This window comes from Helicobacter ailurogastricus, assembly GCF_001282945.1.
Classification (GTDB): Bacteria; Campylobacterota; Campylobacteria; order Campylobacterales; family Helicobacteraceae; genus Helicobacter; species Helicobacter ailurogastricus.
Genome location: NZ_CDMG01000002.1, coordinates 428,057 through 445,547, shown reverse-complemented (window position 1 = coordinate 445,547; position 17,491 = coordinate 428,057). Strand labels below are relative to the sequence as shown.

Sequence of the window (17,491 nt, the reverse complement as noted above, 5' to 3'; positions counted from 1 at the left end):
GGCAAAAAGTTAATGGTTTTTTATGCTTAGCAAACTTTAGTCAAATCAAAACATAGAGAGCGTCAAAAGGCAATGGCTTTAAGCGCATTTTTTAAGCGTTTCTTAGAGATTTTTATATTAAAATCCTTGCCTTATGAAAGCTCCACATGAAATCTAAAACAAGCGGTTCTATCCAAAAGGCCTTTAAAGAACTCCAAAGAGATAATGTCAAAATCACCCTAGCCATCGTGTTTGTCGTGGCGGCGGCGGGCTTAGCCCTTATCTTTAGCCACACGCCCACGCACTTAGCCTTGCTGGCTTTGAGCGCAGTGGTGGGGGGGTATATGGCCATGAATATCGGGGCCAACGATGTGGCCAATAATGTCGGTCCGCTGGTCGGCTCTCAGGCAATCACTCTGGGCATGGCGATTTTAATTGCTGCGCTGTGTGAGGTGTTGGGGGCGGTGTTGGCCGGCAGTGAAGTTGTGCAAAGCATCAAGGGTAAAATCATTAACCCCGAGCACATACACAGCACGGCTGTATTTGTGGGTATGATGTTTTCGGCTCTGCTTTCAGGGGCAATTTGGCTACATTTAGCCACAGCGATCGGCGCGCCCGTGTCCACCACGCACTCGATTGTGGGCGGGGTTTTGGGAGCGGGGTTGGTGGCTGGGGGGGCTGGGGCAGTGGATTGGCCCTTTTTAGGCGGGATTGTGGCTAGTTGGGTGATCTCGCCTGTGATGGGCGGGGGGATCGCTATGGGGCTTATGGTCTTGTTTAAGCAGAGCATCAGCGATCGGGAGGATAAAAAAAGCGCGGCCTTGAAAACCATGCCCTTAGTGGTGGGGGTCATGGGCTTGGCCTTTAGCTGGTTCATGCTGGCTAAAGTCTTGCACGTCTCTTTGGGGAGCATTGAAGAATTGCTTTTAAGCGTGGGGGTGGGCCTGCTCGCCTACAATGCGTTTAAAAGCTATGTGGCCTCTAAATTAGGCAGTTTAGAAAACACCAAAGAGAGCGTGCACACGCTTTTTACTCTACCTTTGGTCTTTAGTGCCGCTTTGCTTAGCTTTGCCCACGGAGCCAATGATGTGGCCAATGCTGTGGGGCCTTTGGCCGCGATCGTGCAAAGTTTGCAAGAGTGGGGTAGCCACGCGATCCCCACAAAAGCCTATGCCCCCCCGTGGATCATGCTCATCGGGGGGCTTGGCATCGCCACGGGGCTTAGTTTGTATGGACCAAGACTCATTAAAACTGTGGGGAGCGAAATCACCGAATTAGACAAAATGCAAGCCTTTTGCATCGCTATGGCAACCGTGGTAACGGTCTTGCTGGCTTCTAAATTGGGCTTACCCGTGAGTTCCACACACATCACCATTGGGGCGGTCTTTGGGGTGGGCTTTTTGCGCGAGTTCTTGCAAAAACGGCTCTTTGAGATGAAACAAATGATTTTAGACGCGCACCACGGTGAGGATGCGGGCGTGATCAAGAATTTTTTAGACCGCTTTGAAAAAGCCAACCCCAAACAGAAAAAAGAAATGCTGGCCTACTTAAAAACATTACAAAAAGAAAACAACACCCTAGAATACACCGTAGGGCTTAGTAAAAAAGAGCGCAAATCTCTAAAGAAGGCCTATAAAAGCGAATTGGTTAAACGCTCCGTGATCAAACGAATCATCACGGCTTGGCTCATAACCGTGCCCATCTCGGCCCTGCTTGGGGCTTTGGGCTACTACCTCATCGATGCTTTTAAAGTTGTCGAAAGACTCTAATGCATTTAAAGGGGCGCATTGCTAAAAAGTTACTTTTAAAGGGTAAAGTCAGCCCAGCCCTGCTAAATCCCTTAACGAGGCGTAGATGACCCTAATTAGAGGCACACCGTCCAGCCCGCGCGCCCTAGTTTTAGGGGCACTGAGGGTTTTTGGTGTTTGTCTAAACTTTTACAACCTTAACAAGAGTATGGAGCATTTACAAAAGCATGAAAAACAAATTAAGCACCTTGAATGAGGTTAAATGGCCTCTTACACATTAGGCTGAATTTTAAGGAGAGTGTTTGGAGTTTTACGAGTCGGTGGCGATGTGCGCTTTGGCCTTTTTCTTGGTCTTGTGCAACGCCTTTTTTGTGCTCTCAGAATTTGCCATTGTCAAGGTCAGGCGCTCAAAACTCGAAGAGTTGAGCCTACACAACAACCCTAATGCCACTTTAGCCCTGAAAATCAACGCTTCGGTAAATACCTACCTAAGCGCGACACAATTAGGGGTAACGCTCGCGTCTTTGGGGCTTGGCTGGCTGGGTGAGCCCGCCTTAGCGCATTTGATCACGCTCATGTTGCAAAAATGGGTGCATTTTTCGGGTCTAAACGCCTTTGTGCATGGGCTTAGTGTGGTGCTGGCTTTTTGTTTGATCACCTTATTGCATGTGATCTTGGGCGAGATTGTGCCTAAATCGATCGCCATCGTGCAAGCAGAGCGGATGGTCTTGTGGGTGGCTCGGCCTTTGCACGCCTTTTGGTTGCTCTCTTATCCTATTGTTAATCTCTTTGACTTCTTGGCGAAGTTGGTTTTAAAACTTGTTGGCATTGAGCCGCAAAGGGACAGCGCACACTCAGAAGAGGAGATTAAAATCATTGTGGGGGAGAGTTTAAAAGGCGGGGTGATCGACTATGTGGAAGAAGAATTGATTAAAAATGCGGTGGATTTTTCAGACACGAGCGCCAGAGAGATCATGACTCCGCGCAACGACATGGTGTGCTTGGACACCAAACAAAGCCACGAACAACATCTGCAAACCATTTTAAAGCATCCCTTCACTCGCTACCCCTGCTGTGAAGGGCATAAGGACAATATTTTAGGGGTCGTGCATATTAAAGACATCTTATCCACCCCCATTTTAGAGCGCAAAGAGCCCGATTTAAAGCGCCTTTTGCAAGAAGTGCTGATTGTGCCCGAGAGCGCGTCCATTTCGCAAATCCTCATCAAAATGAATCAACAAAAAATGCGCATGGCTTTGGTGGTCGATGAGTATGGCGGGACTTCGGGGGTTTTGACCATGGACGACATTTTTGAGGAGATCATGGGCAATATTTTTGAAGGACAAAATGAGAATAAAGAGGGGATTAAAAGGTTGGATGAACACAGCTTTGAGTGCGATGGGCGGGTGGATTTAGAGAGCATAGAGGAGTTTTTAGGCTTTAGATTTGCGCGCCATTATGAGCAAGTGACTTTGGGGGGGTATGTTTTTAGCTTGTTAGAGAGATTGCCTGAAGTGGGCGATGTGGTGGGGGATGAGCACTGCATTTTTGAGGTGCTAGACATGGATAAAGCCCGCATCAGCAAACTAAAGCTCGTGAAAAAGGATTTATGATGCGCTTTTATAGTGGTTTTGGGGTGTTGGTGGGTCTTTTGGGCGGGGTGTTGGCGGCACAGACAGACTTAAGCTCTTTGCAAATAGAAACAAAAAAGCCCGCGGATTTAAACGCTTTGCAAACGGACAAGCCCACAAAGGTTTCGCTCAAACAGGCTTGGGACATGGTTTTGGCAAACTACGATGGCCTCAAGGCACAAGATTACGCTGAGAAAAAAGCAAAAAAATTAAGCACTGCGGCTAAACTTTCTTTTTTGCCTGAAATTGATTTGAGCGCGTTTTATGTGCATTTAGGCAAGCCCATCACCATCTCCCCTTTTAGCGGGGCAAATAAAGCGCAGCTGCAAAACTTTGCCAATGGTATGGAGCGGTTTTTAGGCCAACCCGCCCTAGCCCAAATGGGGGGCATGGCGGTGGCTCAAGGAATCGGGGGGATGGTCAATACTCTAAGCCAGCCCTTTTTGTTTTCTAAACAAAACATCGTGATGGGGGCTTTAAGCATCATTTATCCGCTTTACATGGGCGGAGAGCGCTTTTATATGAGTAAATTGGCGTCTTTGGCGCACAAGGAGTCTATGGAGGTTTCGCGCCTTAAAAGACTCTCCACTTTTCAAGAATTGGTTAAAATTTATTACGGCTTGGTGCTTAATATGGAGGTGTCTGATGTGCTTAAGGGCGTGGAGCAGGGGCATTTAAAGCACTACCAAAACGCCCTAAAACGCCTAAAAGCAGGGCAAATTGCCAAAGTCGAAGCCCTAAGCGCGCAGGTGGCTTACGAGAAAAGCAAGACAAAATCCATGCAAGCAGACGATGCGCTTGAAGTGGCGACTTTAGCGTTTAACACGATTTTATCTAGCCAAAATATCCCCGTTTCAAAAGCCCATTTTGCCCCCACGGCGCATTTAAATATCCGCCCCAAAGCTTTGCCTAGTTTGGATTTTTTCGTGCAAGAAACCCTAAGCTCTTATCCTGTGCTAAGAAGTCTAGCCATTAAAAAACAAAGCGCGCAGCAAATGACAAAATTACAGGTGGCAAAATTTCTCCCCCATTTTAATTTCTTTGGGGCGTATTTGATGAAAGAGAACAACTCTACCCTCATGAATATGATCCCCGAGTGGTTTGTGGGCGTGGGGGCGAGACTACCCATTTTAACCCCCAATGGGCGGATCATGCACTACCAAGCGGCTAAGATCGATGAGTTGCAAACCTCGGCTTTGCAAAGCCAAGCCAAAAAGGACATGGAGCTCTTGGTGCATAAAACCTATTTGCAATGCCAAGCCCTGTTAAAAGAGTACAAAAGCTTAGATACAAGCGTGGAGCTGGCTAAAGAAAACTTGAAACTGCAAGAGGAAGCGTTTAATCAGGGCATGGCGACCAACGCGATGGTGGTGGATGCGCGCAACTCTTTGGCGGGCATCTTGGTGGAGCAAAAAACCCACGCCTACAAATACATCAGTGCGCTAGTGGATTTAATGGTGTTGAGCGGGCATATGGACTCGTTTTACGATTTTGTTTATTAAGGAAAAAGTGTGAAGACGACAAAAACCCCGATGATCCTAGCCGCTCTGGCGGCTGTGGGGATTTTAATTTGGCTAGGGCAAATCTATTACACAACCTACAACCACAAAGAGCAAAGGTTGCAAGGCTTTATTGAGGCTAGGGAGTACAGCGTGAGCTCTAAGCTGGCGGGGCGGGTGGAAAAGGTTTTGGTAAAAAAAGGGGATTTTATCAAAAAAGGGGATTTGGTTTTTACGATCGACAGCCCTGAAGCAGAGGCAAAATTGTTGCAAGCCAGCTCCAGCCACAAAGCCGCCAAAGCCTTGAGCAATGAAGTGCTTAGGGGCAGCCGCAGCCAAACCATTAAAAGCGCGCAAGATGTTTATCAGGCCGCAAAGGCGCAAAGCGATTTGGCCGAAGAGACCTATAAGCGCATCCAAAGCCTTTATGATAAGGGCGTGGCGAGTTTGCAAAAGCGCGATGAAGCCTATGCGGCCTTTCAAAGCGCGACCTTTAGAAAAAACGCCGCTTACGAGCAATACCAACTTGCTTTAGAGGGGGCCTCTAATGAAAGCAAGATCGCTGCCAAAGAAAAGGAACAAGCCGCGCTGGGGCAACTCAACGAAGTACAAGCTTTTTTACAAGACAAAAAGGCGTATAGCCCCATTGATGGCGAGGTGAGCAATGTTTTACTTTACAGCGGGGAGTTAAGCCCTAAGGGCTTTCCTGTGGTTTTAGTGACAGACACCGCCCACGCGTGGCTCAATTTAAGCGTGCCTGAGAAGTATTTAAGCCGCTTTAAAAAGGAGACCATCTTTAAAGGCTATGTACCCGCTTTAAAAGAAAGTCTAGAATTTAAAGTGACGCATGTGGCCGTGATGGGGGACTTTGCAACTTGGAAAAGCACGAACAGCAGCCAAAGCTACGACATGAAAAGCTTTGGCATCGAAGCCACCCCCCTAAAGGACATGCAGGCTTTGCGGATGGGCATGAGCGTGTTAGTGGATATTCCTAAAGACTAAAATGTGGGCCAAATTCTTTAGACAACGCTTTGCCGTAGCGGTGTGTGTGGCTCCGCTTGTCTTTGGATTGGTGATGGTGGTTTTATTTTATAAACAAATCCCCACGCGGCTTAACATCGGGGTGGTGGATTTAGACAACAGCCACTTGAGTCACGAGATGGTGCGCTCCCTTAATGCCAACAGCGCGCTCAATGTGGCGCATTTTTACAGCGGCTTAGACCAAGCCAAACCCTTTTTAGCGTCTAAGAAAATCTATGGCGTGGTGGTCTTGCCTAAGAATTTAGAGCGGCAGGTTAAACTGGGCGTGCAAACCCCCGTGGCTTTGTACTACAACGCCGAGTATGTTTTGGTGGGTAAAACCTTAATGAACGCCTTTTTACTCACCCTTGCCACCTTAGAGATCAAGCAAGATGTCGCCAAAAATCTAAGCATACACGGCGATTTGATCACCGCCAAAGCTCTAGCTTTCCCCTTGCATGTCAATTTACACACCCTTTACAACGAGCATAACAACTACGCCCAGTTTTTACTCATGGCGATTTTGCCCTGTATGTGGCAAATTTTGGCGGCTTTGGGGATGTTTAACTTCTTGCAGGTGTGTCAAAACTCCCGCGAAGTGTGGGCGGCTTTGGGGCTTAACACGCTCATTTTTAGCGCGTGGGGGGCGTTGATGCTCTTTTATCTAAAACCCTACAACGCCCACTGGGGGTTGATGTTGCTCTCTTGTGTGCTGTTGGTGGCGGCGATTTCTAGCGTGGTGGTGGGCTTTTTTGTCTTGTTACAAGAGCCTATGCGAGTCGCCTCTTTCATCGCACTTTACACCGCCCCTTCTTTGGCCTTTGTGGGCGTAACCTACCCCACAGACAACATGCCCGCCCTCGCGCAATGTTGGAGCGCACTCTTGCCAGTCACTTATTTTCTCAAGGCCACAATTGCTCTAGACTACTACCAAGCGGGCTTGGATTTAGCCCTAAAAGCCATCGGCCACTTGCCCATCTTTTGGCTCTTTTATCTCTTAGGGATTGCCCTTTTGGCCCAAAGAGAGCGGGCATGTTAAAAGCTTTTGTCGATGAATTTAAAGCGATTTTTAGCCACCTTGGGGTGCTGATGGTGATCATCGGTGGCCCCCTTTTTTACGCCCTTCTCTACCCCCTGCCTTATAAAAACGACATTGTAACACGGCAAGCCATCGCGCTTGTGGATAGCGATCATAGCCACTTGTCCTATAAATTCACCCAAATGCTAGAGAGTACGCAAGAGGTCAAGATCGCCTACCGCCCAAGCTCCATGCGAGAGGCCAAGAAACTCTTAGAGGAAGAGAAGGTCTATGGGATTGTGTTGATCCCTAAATTTTTTGAAAGGCATGTTTATACCAGCATTCCCGCAAACATTGAGCTGTATGCCAACGCCAATTATTTTCTCATTTACAGCACCATAGGGCATGCCACTTTGCAAACGCTACAAGCCCTAAGCCAAAAGATCAAAATCTACAAGGATTTATCCTTAGTAGAGAGCACCACAGAGCACCATCTTTTCAATTTGCAAACCATCCCGCTTTACAACCCCTCTGTCGGCTATTTAAATTACGCCATCGCCCATGTTTTTATCATTATTTTGCATCAAACGCTTTTGATCGGAGCAGGGGCGATCACTTGCGCTCAGTTAAGACGCTTTAAAAATTTTGGCGATGCGTTCAAAACTTGCTTGGTGCGGGTCTTGTGCTTCACTTTAATTTATTTATTCCATTTATTGCTTTACTTTGGCGTGCTTTTCCACTATTATGGCGTGCATATCCACGCTGACCCGACGCAGTTGCTGGTCTTTGGCGTGGTCTTTCTCTTGGCGGTGTCAAGTTGTGGGGTACTGTTTGGGATATTTTTAAGCAAGCCCGCCCAAGCCACACAAATCGTTTTAGTGAGCTCTTTACCCCTCGTTTTTATGATGGGCTTTATTTGGCCAACAGAGCTCATCCCGGCCTTTTTGCGCCTGCCCTTACAGCTCATCCCGGCCACGCATGGCATTTCAGGCTTTGTCATGTTAAACCAATTTGCCGCCCCCTTTAGCACTGTGCTTTATGACTTATGCGCTTTGATCGCTTTGGCTGTGGGGGGGTTGTGTGGGGCCGCGTGGCTGCTGCAAAGGGCAAATTTTGCTACAATAAACCAAACCAAATATAAGGAATGAGAATGTCTGCGCGTGTCGCTTTAACTTTGGCCGGTGCATTTATTTTAGGGGCGTGTAGCTTGGCCCCCAAACAAAAGGTCTTTTTGCAAAACATGCCTAATTGGATGGTGCAAGACAGGAGTGGATACACCACACAGGGCATCGACAGCTCCCATGTGATCGATGGGCAAGTGCAGCGATCGGAGGTGATTGCTAGAGAGCGCGCCCGCTTTAGGGTGGCGATTCACATTGCCGACAAGATCAAAAACACCTACACCGCCACCCAAAACGCCAACCAAAAGCCCTACGATGACGCAATTTTTAACCAAATCATCCAAGCCATTTCTATCAGCTTAGGGCATGGGGTGCAACTAGGCGAGTACATCAACCCCAACAATGAAGAGGTCTTTATGCTCATGCAGGTGAATCACTACGATCCTAACAAACTGCAAGAGTCTTTAGGGCAAATCAAAGCCCTAGCCCCCGCAACCGTCCAACAAATCACGCTGGGCGTGAAAAAGATCTTTGATGAAGTGAGTTTAGAAAACGACACAAAAACTCATCACGACTTTACAAAAGAGCGCGGGGGGCATTAGAGTTTGCGCCTTAAGGCCAGACTATCCAAGTCTATTGCAAGCATCTTGTTATTGTAGCCTGCAATGCGCACAAGATCGCTTAAAAATGCGAAAGGACTTATAAAAGAGGACTAAGGGGTTAAGCACCACAAAAACACTCCCAAGCGGGAGTGCAAGCAAAAGGCCTAAGCCTTCACTTTTTCTAAATACTCTCCCGTTTGGGTATTGACTTTGATAACCTCGCCCTCGAGCACATGGAAAGGCACTTGCACCACCGCGCCGGTTTCCAAAGTGGCGGGTTTTTTACCCGCGCTGGAAGTGTCGCCCTTGAAGTTTGGGGGAGTTTCTGTGATTTTTAGCGCCACCACTTGGGCGACTTCCACAGAAATCGCCTTTTCGTTATGGAAAAGCACTTGCACTTGTGAGCCCTCAAGCATCCACTTAGGCGCGTCCCCCACTTGGTCTTCATTGAGCGCGATTTGCTCGTAATTCTCCACATCCATGAATTGGTAAGCACTCCCATCGAAGTAGAGAAATTGCATGGGTTTTTGCAATAAATTAGGCTCTTCGCACTTGTCGCCCGCGTGGAAAGTCTTTTCAATCACCTTGCCGTCTAAAAACGATTTGATTTTCGCCCGCACAAAGGCCGCGCCCTTGCCGGGTTTGACATGCTGGTATTCCACAATGCGGTAAGGCACGCCCTGTATTTCAATTTTCAAATTCTTTTTCAATTCGCCCATGCCAATGGCCATTTAATTCCTTTAATCCTTAAATTTTATCCGCACTGCCTAAAACACGCATGCGCTCGATCATGACGGCTTTAACCGCCTCTATGCCGGGGTTAAAATACTTGCGTAGGTCAAACTCGCTAGGCTGTTCCTTAGCCATTTTACGCACCTGAGCGATGAAAGCGAGGCGTAAATCTGTGTCGATATTGACCTTATTGATCCCTCCTTTAATGGACTGCTCGATGAAGTCAAAGGGCACGCCCTTGCCCCCCTTTAAATCCCCGCCCGTGCTTAAAAAAGCTTGGCGCACGCTTTCTGGGATGGAGCTTGCCCCGTGCAACACTAGGGGGATATTGGTGCGCTTTTTCACCTCCACAAGGCGATCAAAATCTAGTTTGGGTTCGCCCTTAAACTTAAACGCCCCGTGGCTCGTGCCAATCGCCGGGGCCAAATAATCCACCTTGCTTAACTTGACAAATTCCTCAGCCTCGTTAGGATTAACCAAAACCGCGTCTTTTTCACTAACGGAGATGTTGTCCTCAATCCCCATTAAACGCCCCAGCTCGGCCTCCACGCTCACGCCCTTAGAGTGGGCGTAATCCACGACTTCTTTAGTGATCTCTAAATTCTCTTGGTAGGGGTGATGAGAGGCATCGATCATCACGGAGGTAAAGCCCGCATCCACCGCCTTTTTACAGCTCTCAAAGCTCGTGCCGTGATCCAGGTGCAAAGCCACGGGGATGTGCGCATAGCGTTTTGCCATGGTATAAACCATGCTAAGTACCATATCGATGCCTAGGTATTTGATCGCCCCCTCGCTGGCTTGCACGATCAAAGGCGACTTTGCGCCATCGGCCGCCTCAAAAATCGCGCGCAACATCTCAAAATTGACAAAGTTAAACGCCCCGACTCCATAGCCCTCTTTGTGCGCCTTGCTTAAAATCTCAATGCCGGTGACTAGCATGCAAGCCCCTTAATCTTTGGCGATTTGGATCTGCACATGTTTGCGCAACTTCTCCAGCTCTCCCTTAACATATTCTTGGAATTGGTGCTCTTTTAAGATGCCGATGATGGTTTGTTTAGCCTGCTCGAAAGTGGGAGTCTTGGGCTCGTTTTTACTGGCTAGATAAATGACATGGTAGCCAAACTCGGTTTTAACGGGGACCTTCGTGTAGGCACCGGGGTTGAGCCCAAAGACAGCGTTAGAAAACTCTGGGGCCATTTGGTTTTTTTGGAATTTGCCTAAATCCCCGCCGTTTTTGGTGTTTTTGGTGTTGGGGTCGATGGATTCGCGGTTAGCGATGTCGATAAACTCTTTTTCCACACGCGCTTTAGGCACTTTGTTTAGCTCAGAGATCACCCGCTTGGCTTCGGCTTCGGTTTTCACTAGGATGTGGCGGGCGTGGGCTTCTTGTTGCACGAATTGCGCCTTGTTCGCTTCGTAGTACTCCTTTAGTTTGGCTTCGGGAATCTCTTCTTTACCGATAGCTTCAGCTTGGTGTTTTGCCCAAGTCTCCACTAAAAGCTGTTTTTTATAGCTCGCCATTCTTTGGGCAAAGTCAGGGGTTTCGTCTAATTTCTCTTTTTTGGCTTCTCTTTCAATCAACAGATTGTTGATGGCCTGCTCTAACAAGGCCTCTTTCTGCTCGGGCTTGAGTTTGTCGAAGTCAAAATTAGGGTTGCGCTGTTTAATGACCTCAAAATCGCTCTCTGTAATATCCACCACTTCGGGTTTAGCGGCAACTTGTTTATGTCTCCTGTGGTGTTTGCCCTTAGTGGGGGCATCTTGTGGGGCGGGGAAAGTGACGGTGGCTAAAGTTTTCGCCCCCACGAAGCCTGCGCCTAAAACCCCCACCAATACCAAACTCATAACGCTTTTTTTAACCATAAAGCTCTCCAAACTATTGTAGAATAAGACCTTGCATTTGCAAAGGCATGAAAGAATCATTTTAGCATGCTAAACTTAATATAAACCACAAAGTGGCTATCTTAAAAAGTGGGAAGAAAAATGGAAACACCGCTACAAAACATCCGCAAAAGTTGGAAAGACTTTTTAAGCTGGAAAATGTTGTTTTTAAACTTAGGACCCGTATTTTTCGGGATGTTGTTTTGGGGGGTTTTATTGTTCTATTTTGGGGGCAATATGGTGCGCATTTTAGAGGGCTTTTTGCCCACAAGTTGGGATCACTACGCCCACACAAACGGGTTTTTACCCGCTCTATTGTTGCTCGCCATTAAAATCTTTGCCTACGCGCTTTTATTGCTCAGTGTTTTGCTTTTAAGCCTAGTGGGCAATGTCTTTATCTCGCTCTTTTACACCCCGCTTGTGGTTTGCTACTTACACAAACACGACTACGCAAACCTGCCTCTAGAAAACTTTGGGGATTTTACGGGCTGTATCCAACACTTCTTAAAGCAACTCGCCTATCTGTGTATGTTCTTGGTGGTGTGCATCCCGCTTTACTTTATCCCCTTTGTGGGGGTGTTTGTGTCTTTGATCCCGCATTACTTTTTCTTTAAAAACACGCTCTCTTTTGACATCGGCAGCTCCATTTACAACCAAGAGACCTACCAAGAAGTGTTGCGCGCTTACAAAGTCCCCCACCACAAAGTCGCCATCATGGCCTATTTATTCTCTTTAATCCCCATCTTTAACTTTTTTGCGACGCTCTTGCAGACCATCATCCTAGCCCGCTTCTTTTTAGACATCAAGGCCAATAAAGCTAATGCACGAGTTTAGCCAAACCCCAGCCCAAGACCACGCACAACAAGCCTAAAAGGTTGCTCCCTAAGACATAGGCGATCGCTTCGCTAAAGGCTTGTTTTTGCAAGAGTTTTAAGGTGTCTAGCCCAAAAGAGGAAAAGGTCGTAAAGCCGCCCAAAACCCCCGTGATGAAAAACACCCCCATTTTATCGCCCAAAATGGATTTAGCCGCCAAATGCCCCGCAAAGCCGATCACAAAGCACCCAATGAGATTCACGCTAAAAGTGCCCACGGGAAAACTTTGCCAAATCCACAGCTTCGTGGGCGCGATTTTGCCCACAAAATAGCGCAAACTCGCCCCCAGCGCGCCGCCCAAAGCGGCCAATAAAAACATCAAATGCATCCGTATCCTTTTAAAGTTTCTCGCAATGCTAGCAAAGATTTAGAGCGTTTTAGCTAACTCTATGCACGCTTCAAGGCTGGGCTGTGGGCTTAAAAAAGCACAAACACCTGGGGCAAAAGCATTTAAAGTACTCTTGCCTAGGGCGATGGCTGCATAGCTAGGGTCCCAAGCAAAGTTAGCCAAAAAATGCCTATAACTGCTGGGCGCGCCAAAGATGAGTACAGAGCGGGGTTTAGGTTTTTGCTCTGGGGGCAATTTTATAGGGGTGTTCTCGTAGGCGACTAAAGAGGGCAAAAAGTCTAGGGCATCTGTGGCTACACTTTGGGCGCGCACAAAGAGCGTTGGGCTGGGTAAAATGCCTTTAACTTCCTTAACAAATCCTTTAGCTTGTCCGCTTTGCCCCACAAAGGCGACCTTAAAGCCCAAACTCTTAGCCACTTGTGCGCTTTTATCTGCCAACACAAAGGAGGGCAGGCTTTTTAAAAACTCTAGGGCTTTGGTGTCTTCGAGGCCGTGTTGCAAACTTAAAGGGGCATGTTTAGAAGTGAAAAGCAAGGCTTTAAAATCTGCAAGTTTTAAGGACACACCAAGAGGGGAGCGCAAATTTTCTAAATCCAAAGGCAAATAGGCAATCTGGCTACAAACCAAATGGCTAAGGGCGGGGTCTTTAGCAAGCCCCAAAGAGGCAGGGCCCACTAAGACAAGGGGGCGCATCAATTTTCCAAGAGCTCTAAACCTAAAGCCTTGAAGTCGTCAAAATTTGCCCTTAAAAAGTAAATGTTAGAAACCCCCACGCCGTGTAGGGCGTTGGCGTACTGTGCGGCGGTGTTGCCCCGCCAACATTGCAACAAGATTTTTTCTTGAGGGCGCTCAAGGGCAAAATCCCTAATGGCGTTTAAGTCGTCCATGTGAATCGCCTCTTTTAAATGCGCCTTGTGGTAACTCTCTGCGTCTCTTATGTCAATCACGCAATAGTCCTTGGGGTTAAAGTGGCTTAAATCCACGAGCTGATGGGCGTAGGTGCTTTCCATACAAGTCCTTTAAAATTTTAGGGGATTCTAGCACATTTTAAAACACAAAGATAAAACACCTTTGGCTTCTTTTGTGAAAATGCAAAGCGTTTTATGGGCGAGGGGATCAAAAGCTATACACATAGTTAAAGAACACCGAAATGTTGCGCTTGTAGGTTATATCAAGGTCATCGCCATTGGCATTGGTGCCTTTGAAGTAGTAGTCTGCGGCCAAGGGGATTCTAAGGCCGATTTCAAAGCCGTGGTGTTTGCTAACATTGCTTCTAAAGCCAATGTTTAGGGGGATTTGAAAATAAGTTGTATGCATCACCGCATGCCCGCCATGCGCGTTTAAGCTTGCCATGTAGGCTATATAATTGCTCGCCCCCTTAGCCAGCCAAGTTGAGCCAGTGAGCATAAGTCCAGCAAACACGCCTGAAGTGTATTTGCCATCTTTGCTCTCATAGAAGTTATACAGCGCGTCCGCGCCCGCTCCATAGACAAAGTTATCCACAGCCTCAGAGTCGCTCATATAAAAAGTCCCATGCTGGTAGCTAAAAGTCCCGTAGTAGCGCAAGCCCCAACGCTTTTTCTTGCCAAAGAATTGTTTATACCCCACTTGCATATCCACGCCATACATGTTGCCGTTTTGGCTTTGGGTGAGGTTTTGGGTTAAAAATCTGGGCGTGGTGGCTGTGGGCTGGTGGTTGGCGCTCAGGTATTGTTTGAGGTCGGCTTTGGTGGCGTTGAGGTAGGCTAGCAATATATTTAACTCTTTAATCGCCGCCCCAATGCTTTGAGCCACAGGGAAAGCGTCGACCGCGAGGTTTAATTGAGGCAAATCGATTTTGGCTAAAAGCACGGCCGCTTGTGGGGGTAGAGCCCCCACAAGGGGGGTCTCAGGGTTGAGCTGGTTAAATAAATTTTGGCGGGCACTGGCCACTTCTGTGATGAGATTGTTTAGGCTCTCTTGCACGACATAAAAGCTGATGCTAGAGTTGTCAAGCACAGCATTATAAAAATGGTCGTAGTGCTCGATCAAAGCTGCGCTGATGTAGCTTTTTTGATCTAAATTCTGCCCCACGCTTTGTTGCATCCCTGCCATGAGATTGACTAGAGTTTGGGCAAGGTCCATGCCCTGTTGTTTGGCTTGGCTCTCTAGCTCTGCTTGGATGCTCTCCATGATTTGGTTTTGGGTTTTGACATAAATTTCCCACGCATTTTCTCTTTGGTTTGTGGAGTCTGTGGTGTTGGAGAGGATTTGTAGGGGGTTGTTTGCGGGGGCTGGGCTTTGGGCGGTGTGTGGGCTGTTAGGTTTGTCCTGACTTGCGATCTTTGGCTGTTGGTGGGTGTTGTGATCTAGGGGGTTTGCGGTTTTGTCTATATGGGGTTGTGGGGTTTGGGTTACTGGGTGGTCTTTGGAGTTGGGTTGTTGTTGCGCCACTTTTGGTTGATTTGGGCTTTGATTAGATTTTGTATTTGGGCTACTGTGCGGGCTTTGTAAGTTGTGGGTTTGGGGGTGGTTGTCTTGGCTTGCGGTTTTGTCTGTGTGGGGTTGTGTATTTGGTGCGGATTTGGTGTCTTTGGGTTGGCTGGTGTGTGTTGTGCCGCTTGTATCTGGCTTGCTTGGGCTTGGATTGCTGGCGTGGGTTTTGGGGTTATTTGGCTGGGTTTGGGGGCTAGTTTGTGCGGGTTTGGTGTTGGCGACGTTGGTGAGGGCTTTTTGGTAATTGGTGAGGGCTTGATCGACTTCCTTAATGATTTGCAGGGCCTTAGCCAATTCTTGTTGGCCAGCAGCTGTACTGCTTAGAGCGTTGCTTGTGCTGATGTTGTTATAGGCTTGTGTGGCTTGTTGTAGGGCATTGACGGCGGCACCGTAATCGTTGGCGGCGGCTTGCACAAGAGAGTTGTTGCTTTGTGGCAGCGCTTGGGCGATGTCTTGGCCCGTGAGGGCTTGGATGTAGCTTTCAAGTGCCACGATCGCCTTGCCGATTTCTCCAAGTTTGGGGTTCGTGTTTAGGGCGTTGCTGATGGTGCTTGGGAGATTTTTTAGCGTGATCGCCTGATCTGTGGCTTGGGCATCTTTATAAGCTTGTGTAACTTGCTGTTGGGTTGGTTGGAGTTGTCTTTGCAACATGCCTTGCAGTCCAGCAACATTTGAGGCATTGATGGGCACTACACCACTGCCAAGAAGCCTTGTGATTGTCTGTATCCCTTGTAAATCCTTCACAAGTGTGTTGTACGAAGTGTAGGTTTGATCGACAAGCGTGTTGATGTTTTGCTCACCTGTGTTTGCCTGTTTAGCGATTCCTTGGATGGTGTTTAGGGCATCTTGGACGGTCTGTATCGATTCGCCACTCTGGGTTAAATTCTTGGCAGCTCCACTGGCAACACTGTTAGACCAAGGCAGTTGGGCGTTTTTTTGGGCGGTTTGCATGCCCTCTAAAATCTTTTGGATATTTGCTAAGGGTTGGTTTGCTTTGTCTAGTTGTTTAATGACACCTGCTGAGGGGGGCGTGAATTCTACTTTATCTTTTGTGAGTTGATTTGAGAGCTTTTGTAAGTCATTAAGCACCTCATGGTAGGTGGCCATGTTGTTAAAAATCGTGTTTAAAGTTTTTACATCTTCTTTTAAATCTTGGGGGGTGATGTTTGGCTTGCCCAAGTCGTTATAAACATCAGTTAATTGCTGACTTAACCCTTGCAAAGTTTTATTAAGAGGGCTGTAAGTCTTTTGGATATTTTGCAAAAACTGATCGACATTGCCTTGTTGCGACTGGTTTGCCGCGCTCTTGGCTTCCCCCTCTAGGCCTTGTAAATCCTTTAAATCTGCCACAATGCCGCTCATTTGCTCTAAAAGTTTGACTTGGCTATTTGCCTGCGTGGCTCTGTTTGTGGCGTTTCCTAGGGCAGTGGTGGCGCTGTCGTAGGCTTGTTGGGCTTGTTGCAGGGAAGCAGCCACTTTGTTCGTGTCGCTTAGGGCTGTTGAGACAGATCCAGCATTGGTTGTACCCCATATATTGCCCGTTACACTTTTAAGGCTGTTTAAACCCCCCAGTGCCTTTGCTAATTCTTGTTGTGCCTGCGGGCTTAAGTGGAGTGTTTGGGCATCTTTTTGGGCGGTGGTGGCGATGTTGTCTAGCGCATTCAGGGTTTTAGCCACGCTCTCAATGGTGCTGACATTGGTAAAAGCTCCCTTTGTGGAGTATAAATGCGTCAGAGCGGTTACTTGTTGTTGGATGTTGTTATAGGCCTGCCCTAGGCTTTGGCTCGTGGCTGGGGCGCTGTAGGTCTTTTGGGCTGATTGTAGGGCACTGCTTGCATCGCTTAGGGTTTGTTGGATCTGCTGCAGAGCATTTTGGGGATTGGGGGTTTTATCTGCGCTTGTGAGCGCATTTTGCAGGGCACTTTGCAAGCCTTGAAGTGCTTGGGGGTAGTCGCTGACCGCATTGCTTAAATTTTCTAAGTTGTAAGATCCAGTCGGATCTGACCCATTTAGACTATTTGGGATTTGGGGCGCACTGCCTAGATTAAGCCCACTTAGCGCGCTGTGGGCTGCGCTTAAGGTGTGGCTCACGGCTTGAAAATTTTGGCCCAGTGTCCCCAAATCTTGCAAAATTTGCTTCACACCCGCTCCTTGCGCGTTGCCGTTTAAAAGGGCGTTGGCGATGCTTTGTGCGCTCTCTGGGGTGCTTAAAAACATGCCAAAGCCCACCTGCGCCTGCACCCCTGAAAACGCGGGCTTGGCTCTTAGCGGACACAAAAAGGTGGTGGCTAGAGCCAAACCTAGGGGGCAGGTGGCGTACTTGGCGTACTTTCTAAAAATTGGTTTGGTTCTTTTGAAAAAGGTAGGTTTTTTCATGTAACCCCTCCAAGGCTCTATGGCCATGGTTACGCAAACGAGTGGCCCACTGCTTTATTTTGGTTGCGGGGGGACTAAAATGGGTTTTGTCGCCGCAAGACCCTTAAGCGGGTTGAGCTGTTGGGGCTGGCTATTTTGCACGCCTTGGCCCTCTTTGCTCGCCTTTGTCATGTTGGAGTATTGAAAC

The 17,491-nt window shown here is 47.9% G+C and carries 15 protein-coding genes; 8 read left to right on the top strand and 7 right to left on the bottom strand.

All coding sequences use genetic code 11. The features are described from left to right. The first annotated feature begins 146 nt into the window (after nucleotides 1–146). The 7 genes from HAL07_RS02285 to HAL07_RS02255 all read left to right on the top strand — a co-directional run bounded on the left by HAL07_RS02285 (nucleotide 147) and on the right by HAL07_RS02255 (nucleotide 8,618). Entirely contained in the window at nucleotides 147–1,748 is a 1,602-nt protein-coding gene (locus HAL07_RS02285) for an inorganic phosphate transporter (protein WP_053944935.1), read from the top strand. Between the two features lie 305 nt (nucleotides 1,749–2,053). After that, nucleotides 2,054–3,340: a hemolysin family protein gene (locus HAL07_RS02280; RefSeq protein ID WP_053941547.1), complete on the top strand. Its 1,287-nt coding sequence runs from the start codon at nucleotides 2,054–2,056 to the stop codon at nucleotides 3,338–3,340. After that, on the top strand, nucleotides 3,340–4,860 hold the full coding sequence (locus HAL07_RS02275) for a TolC family protein (RefSeq protein ID WP_104708392.1): 1,521 nt from the start codon (nucleotides 3,340–3,342) through the stop codon (nucleotides 4,858–4,860). Before HAL07_RS02280 ends, HAL07_RS02275 begins: the two co-directional genes overlap by 1 nt. A 30-nt stretch (nucleotides 4,861–4,890) precedes the next feature. Beyond that, on the top strand, nucleotides 4,891–5,859 hold the full coding sequence (locus HAL07_RS02270) for an HlyD family secretion protein (RefSeq protein WP_053941549.1): 969 nt from the start codon (nucleotides 4,891–4,893) through the stop codon (nucleotides 5,857–5,859). A gap of 1 nt (nucleotide 5,860) precedes the next feature. Continuing rightward, nucleotides 5,861–6,916, top strand: coding sequence for an ABC transporter permease (locus HAL07_RS02265; protein WP_199767045.1), 1,056 nt, complete (start codon nucleotides 5,861–5,863; stop codon nucleotides 6,914–6,916). Further along, nucleotides 6,910–8,043 (top strand): ABC transporter permease, encoded by a 1,134-nt coding sequence (locus HAL07_RS02260; protein WP_053941538.1) that lies wholly within the window; start codon nucleotides 6,910–6,912, stop codon nucleotides 8,041–8,043. Before HAL07_RS02265 ends, HAL07_RS02260 begins: the two co-directional genes overlap by 7 nt. Before the next feature lie 2 nt (nucleotides 8,044–8,045). After that, a complete protein-coding gene (locus HAL07_RS02255) occupies nucleotides 8,046–8,618 on the top strand; it encodes a hypothetical protein (RefSeq protein ID WP_104708388.1) in 573 nt (190 codons plus the stop codon). A gap of 164 nt (nucleotides 8,619–8,782) precedes the next feature. Here HAL07_RS02255 and efp read toward each other — a convergent pair whose 3' ends face one another. The 3 genes from efp to HAL07_RS02240 are packed head-to-tail and all read right to left on the bottom strand — an operon-like array spanning nucleotide 8,783 to nucleotide 11,213. Beyond that, nucleotides 8,783–9,349 (bottom strand): elongation factor P, encoded by a 567-nt coding sequence (efp, locus tag HAL07_RS02250; RefSeq protein ID WP_053944933.1) that lies wholly within the window; start codon nucleotides 9,347–9,349, stop codon nucleotides 8,783–8,785. 16 nt (nucleotides 9,350–9,365) lie between these two features. Next, nucleotides 9,366–10,289 (bottom strand): class II fructose-bisphosphate aldolase, encoded by a 924-nt coding sequence (locus tag HAL07_RS02245; RefSeq protein WP_053944932.1) that lies wholly within the window; start codon nucleotides 10,287–10,289, stop codon nucleotides 9,366–9,368. A 9-nt stretch (nucleotides 10,290–10,298) separates the two neighbouring features. Then, a complete protein-coding gene (locus tag HAL07_RS02240) occupies nucleotides 10,299–11,213 on the bottom strand; it encodes a peptidylprolyl isomerase (protein WP_053944931.1) in 915 nt (304 codons plus the stop codon). A 120-nt stretch (nucleotides 11,214–11,333) separates the two neighbouring features. Between HAL07_RS02240 and HAL07_RS02235 the strand changes: the two genes are divergently transcribed. Then, nucleotides 11,334–12,065, top strand: coding sequence for an EI24 domain-containing protein (locus tag HAL07_RS02235; protein WP_053941543.1), 732 nt, complete (start codon nucleotides 11,334–11,336; stop codon nucleotides 12,063–12,065). Here HAL07_RS02235 and crcB read toward each other — a convergent pair. The 4 genes from crcB to HAL07_RS08140 all read right to left on the bottom strand — a co-directional run bounded on the left by crcB (nucleotide 12,049) and on the right by HAL07_RS08140 (nucleotide 17,304). Continuing rightward, nucleotides 12,049–12,432 (bottom strand): fluoride efflux transporter CrcB, encoded by a 384-nt coding sequence (gene crcB, locus HAL07_RS02230; protein WP_053944930.1) that lies wholly within the window; start codon nucleotides 12,430–12,432, stop codon nucleotides 12,049–12,051. The genes HAL07_RS02235 and crcB overlap by 17 nt on opposite strands. A gap of 39 nt (nucleotides 12,433–12,471) precedes the next feature. Next, complete coding sequence (locus tag HAL07_RS02225; protein WP_082355781.1) at nucleotides 12,472–13,146, bottom strand: uroporphyrinogen-III synthase; 675 nt, start codon at nucleotides 13,144–13,146, stop codon at nucleotides 12,472–12,474. Beyond that, nucleotides 13,146–13,463: a rhodanese-like domain-containing protein gene (locus HAL07_RS02220; RefSeq protein ID WP_202903465.1), complete on the bottom strand. Its 318-nt coding sequence runs from the start codon at nucleotides 13,461–13,463 to the stop codon at nucleotides 13,146–13,148. Before HAL07_RS02220 ends, HAL07_RS02225 begins: the two co-directional genes overlap by 1 nt. Before the next feature lie 106 nt (nucleotides 13,464–13,569). Further along, on the bottom strand, nucleotides 13,570–17,304 hold the full coding sequence (locus HAL07_RS08140) for an outer membrane beta-barrel protein (protein WP_238374462.1): 3,735 nt from the start codon (nucleotides 17,302–17,304) through the stop codon (nucleotides 13,570–13,572). Nucleotides 17,305–17,491: the final 187 nt, after the last annotated feature.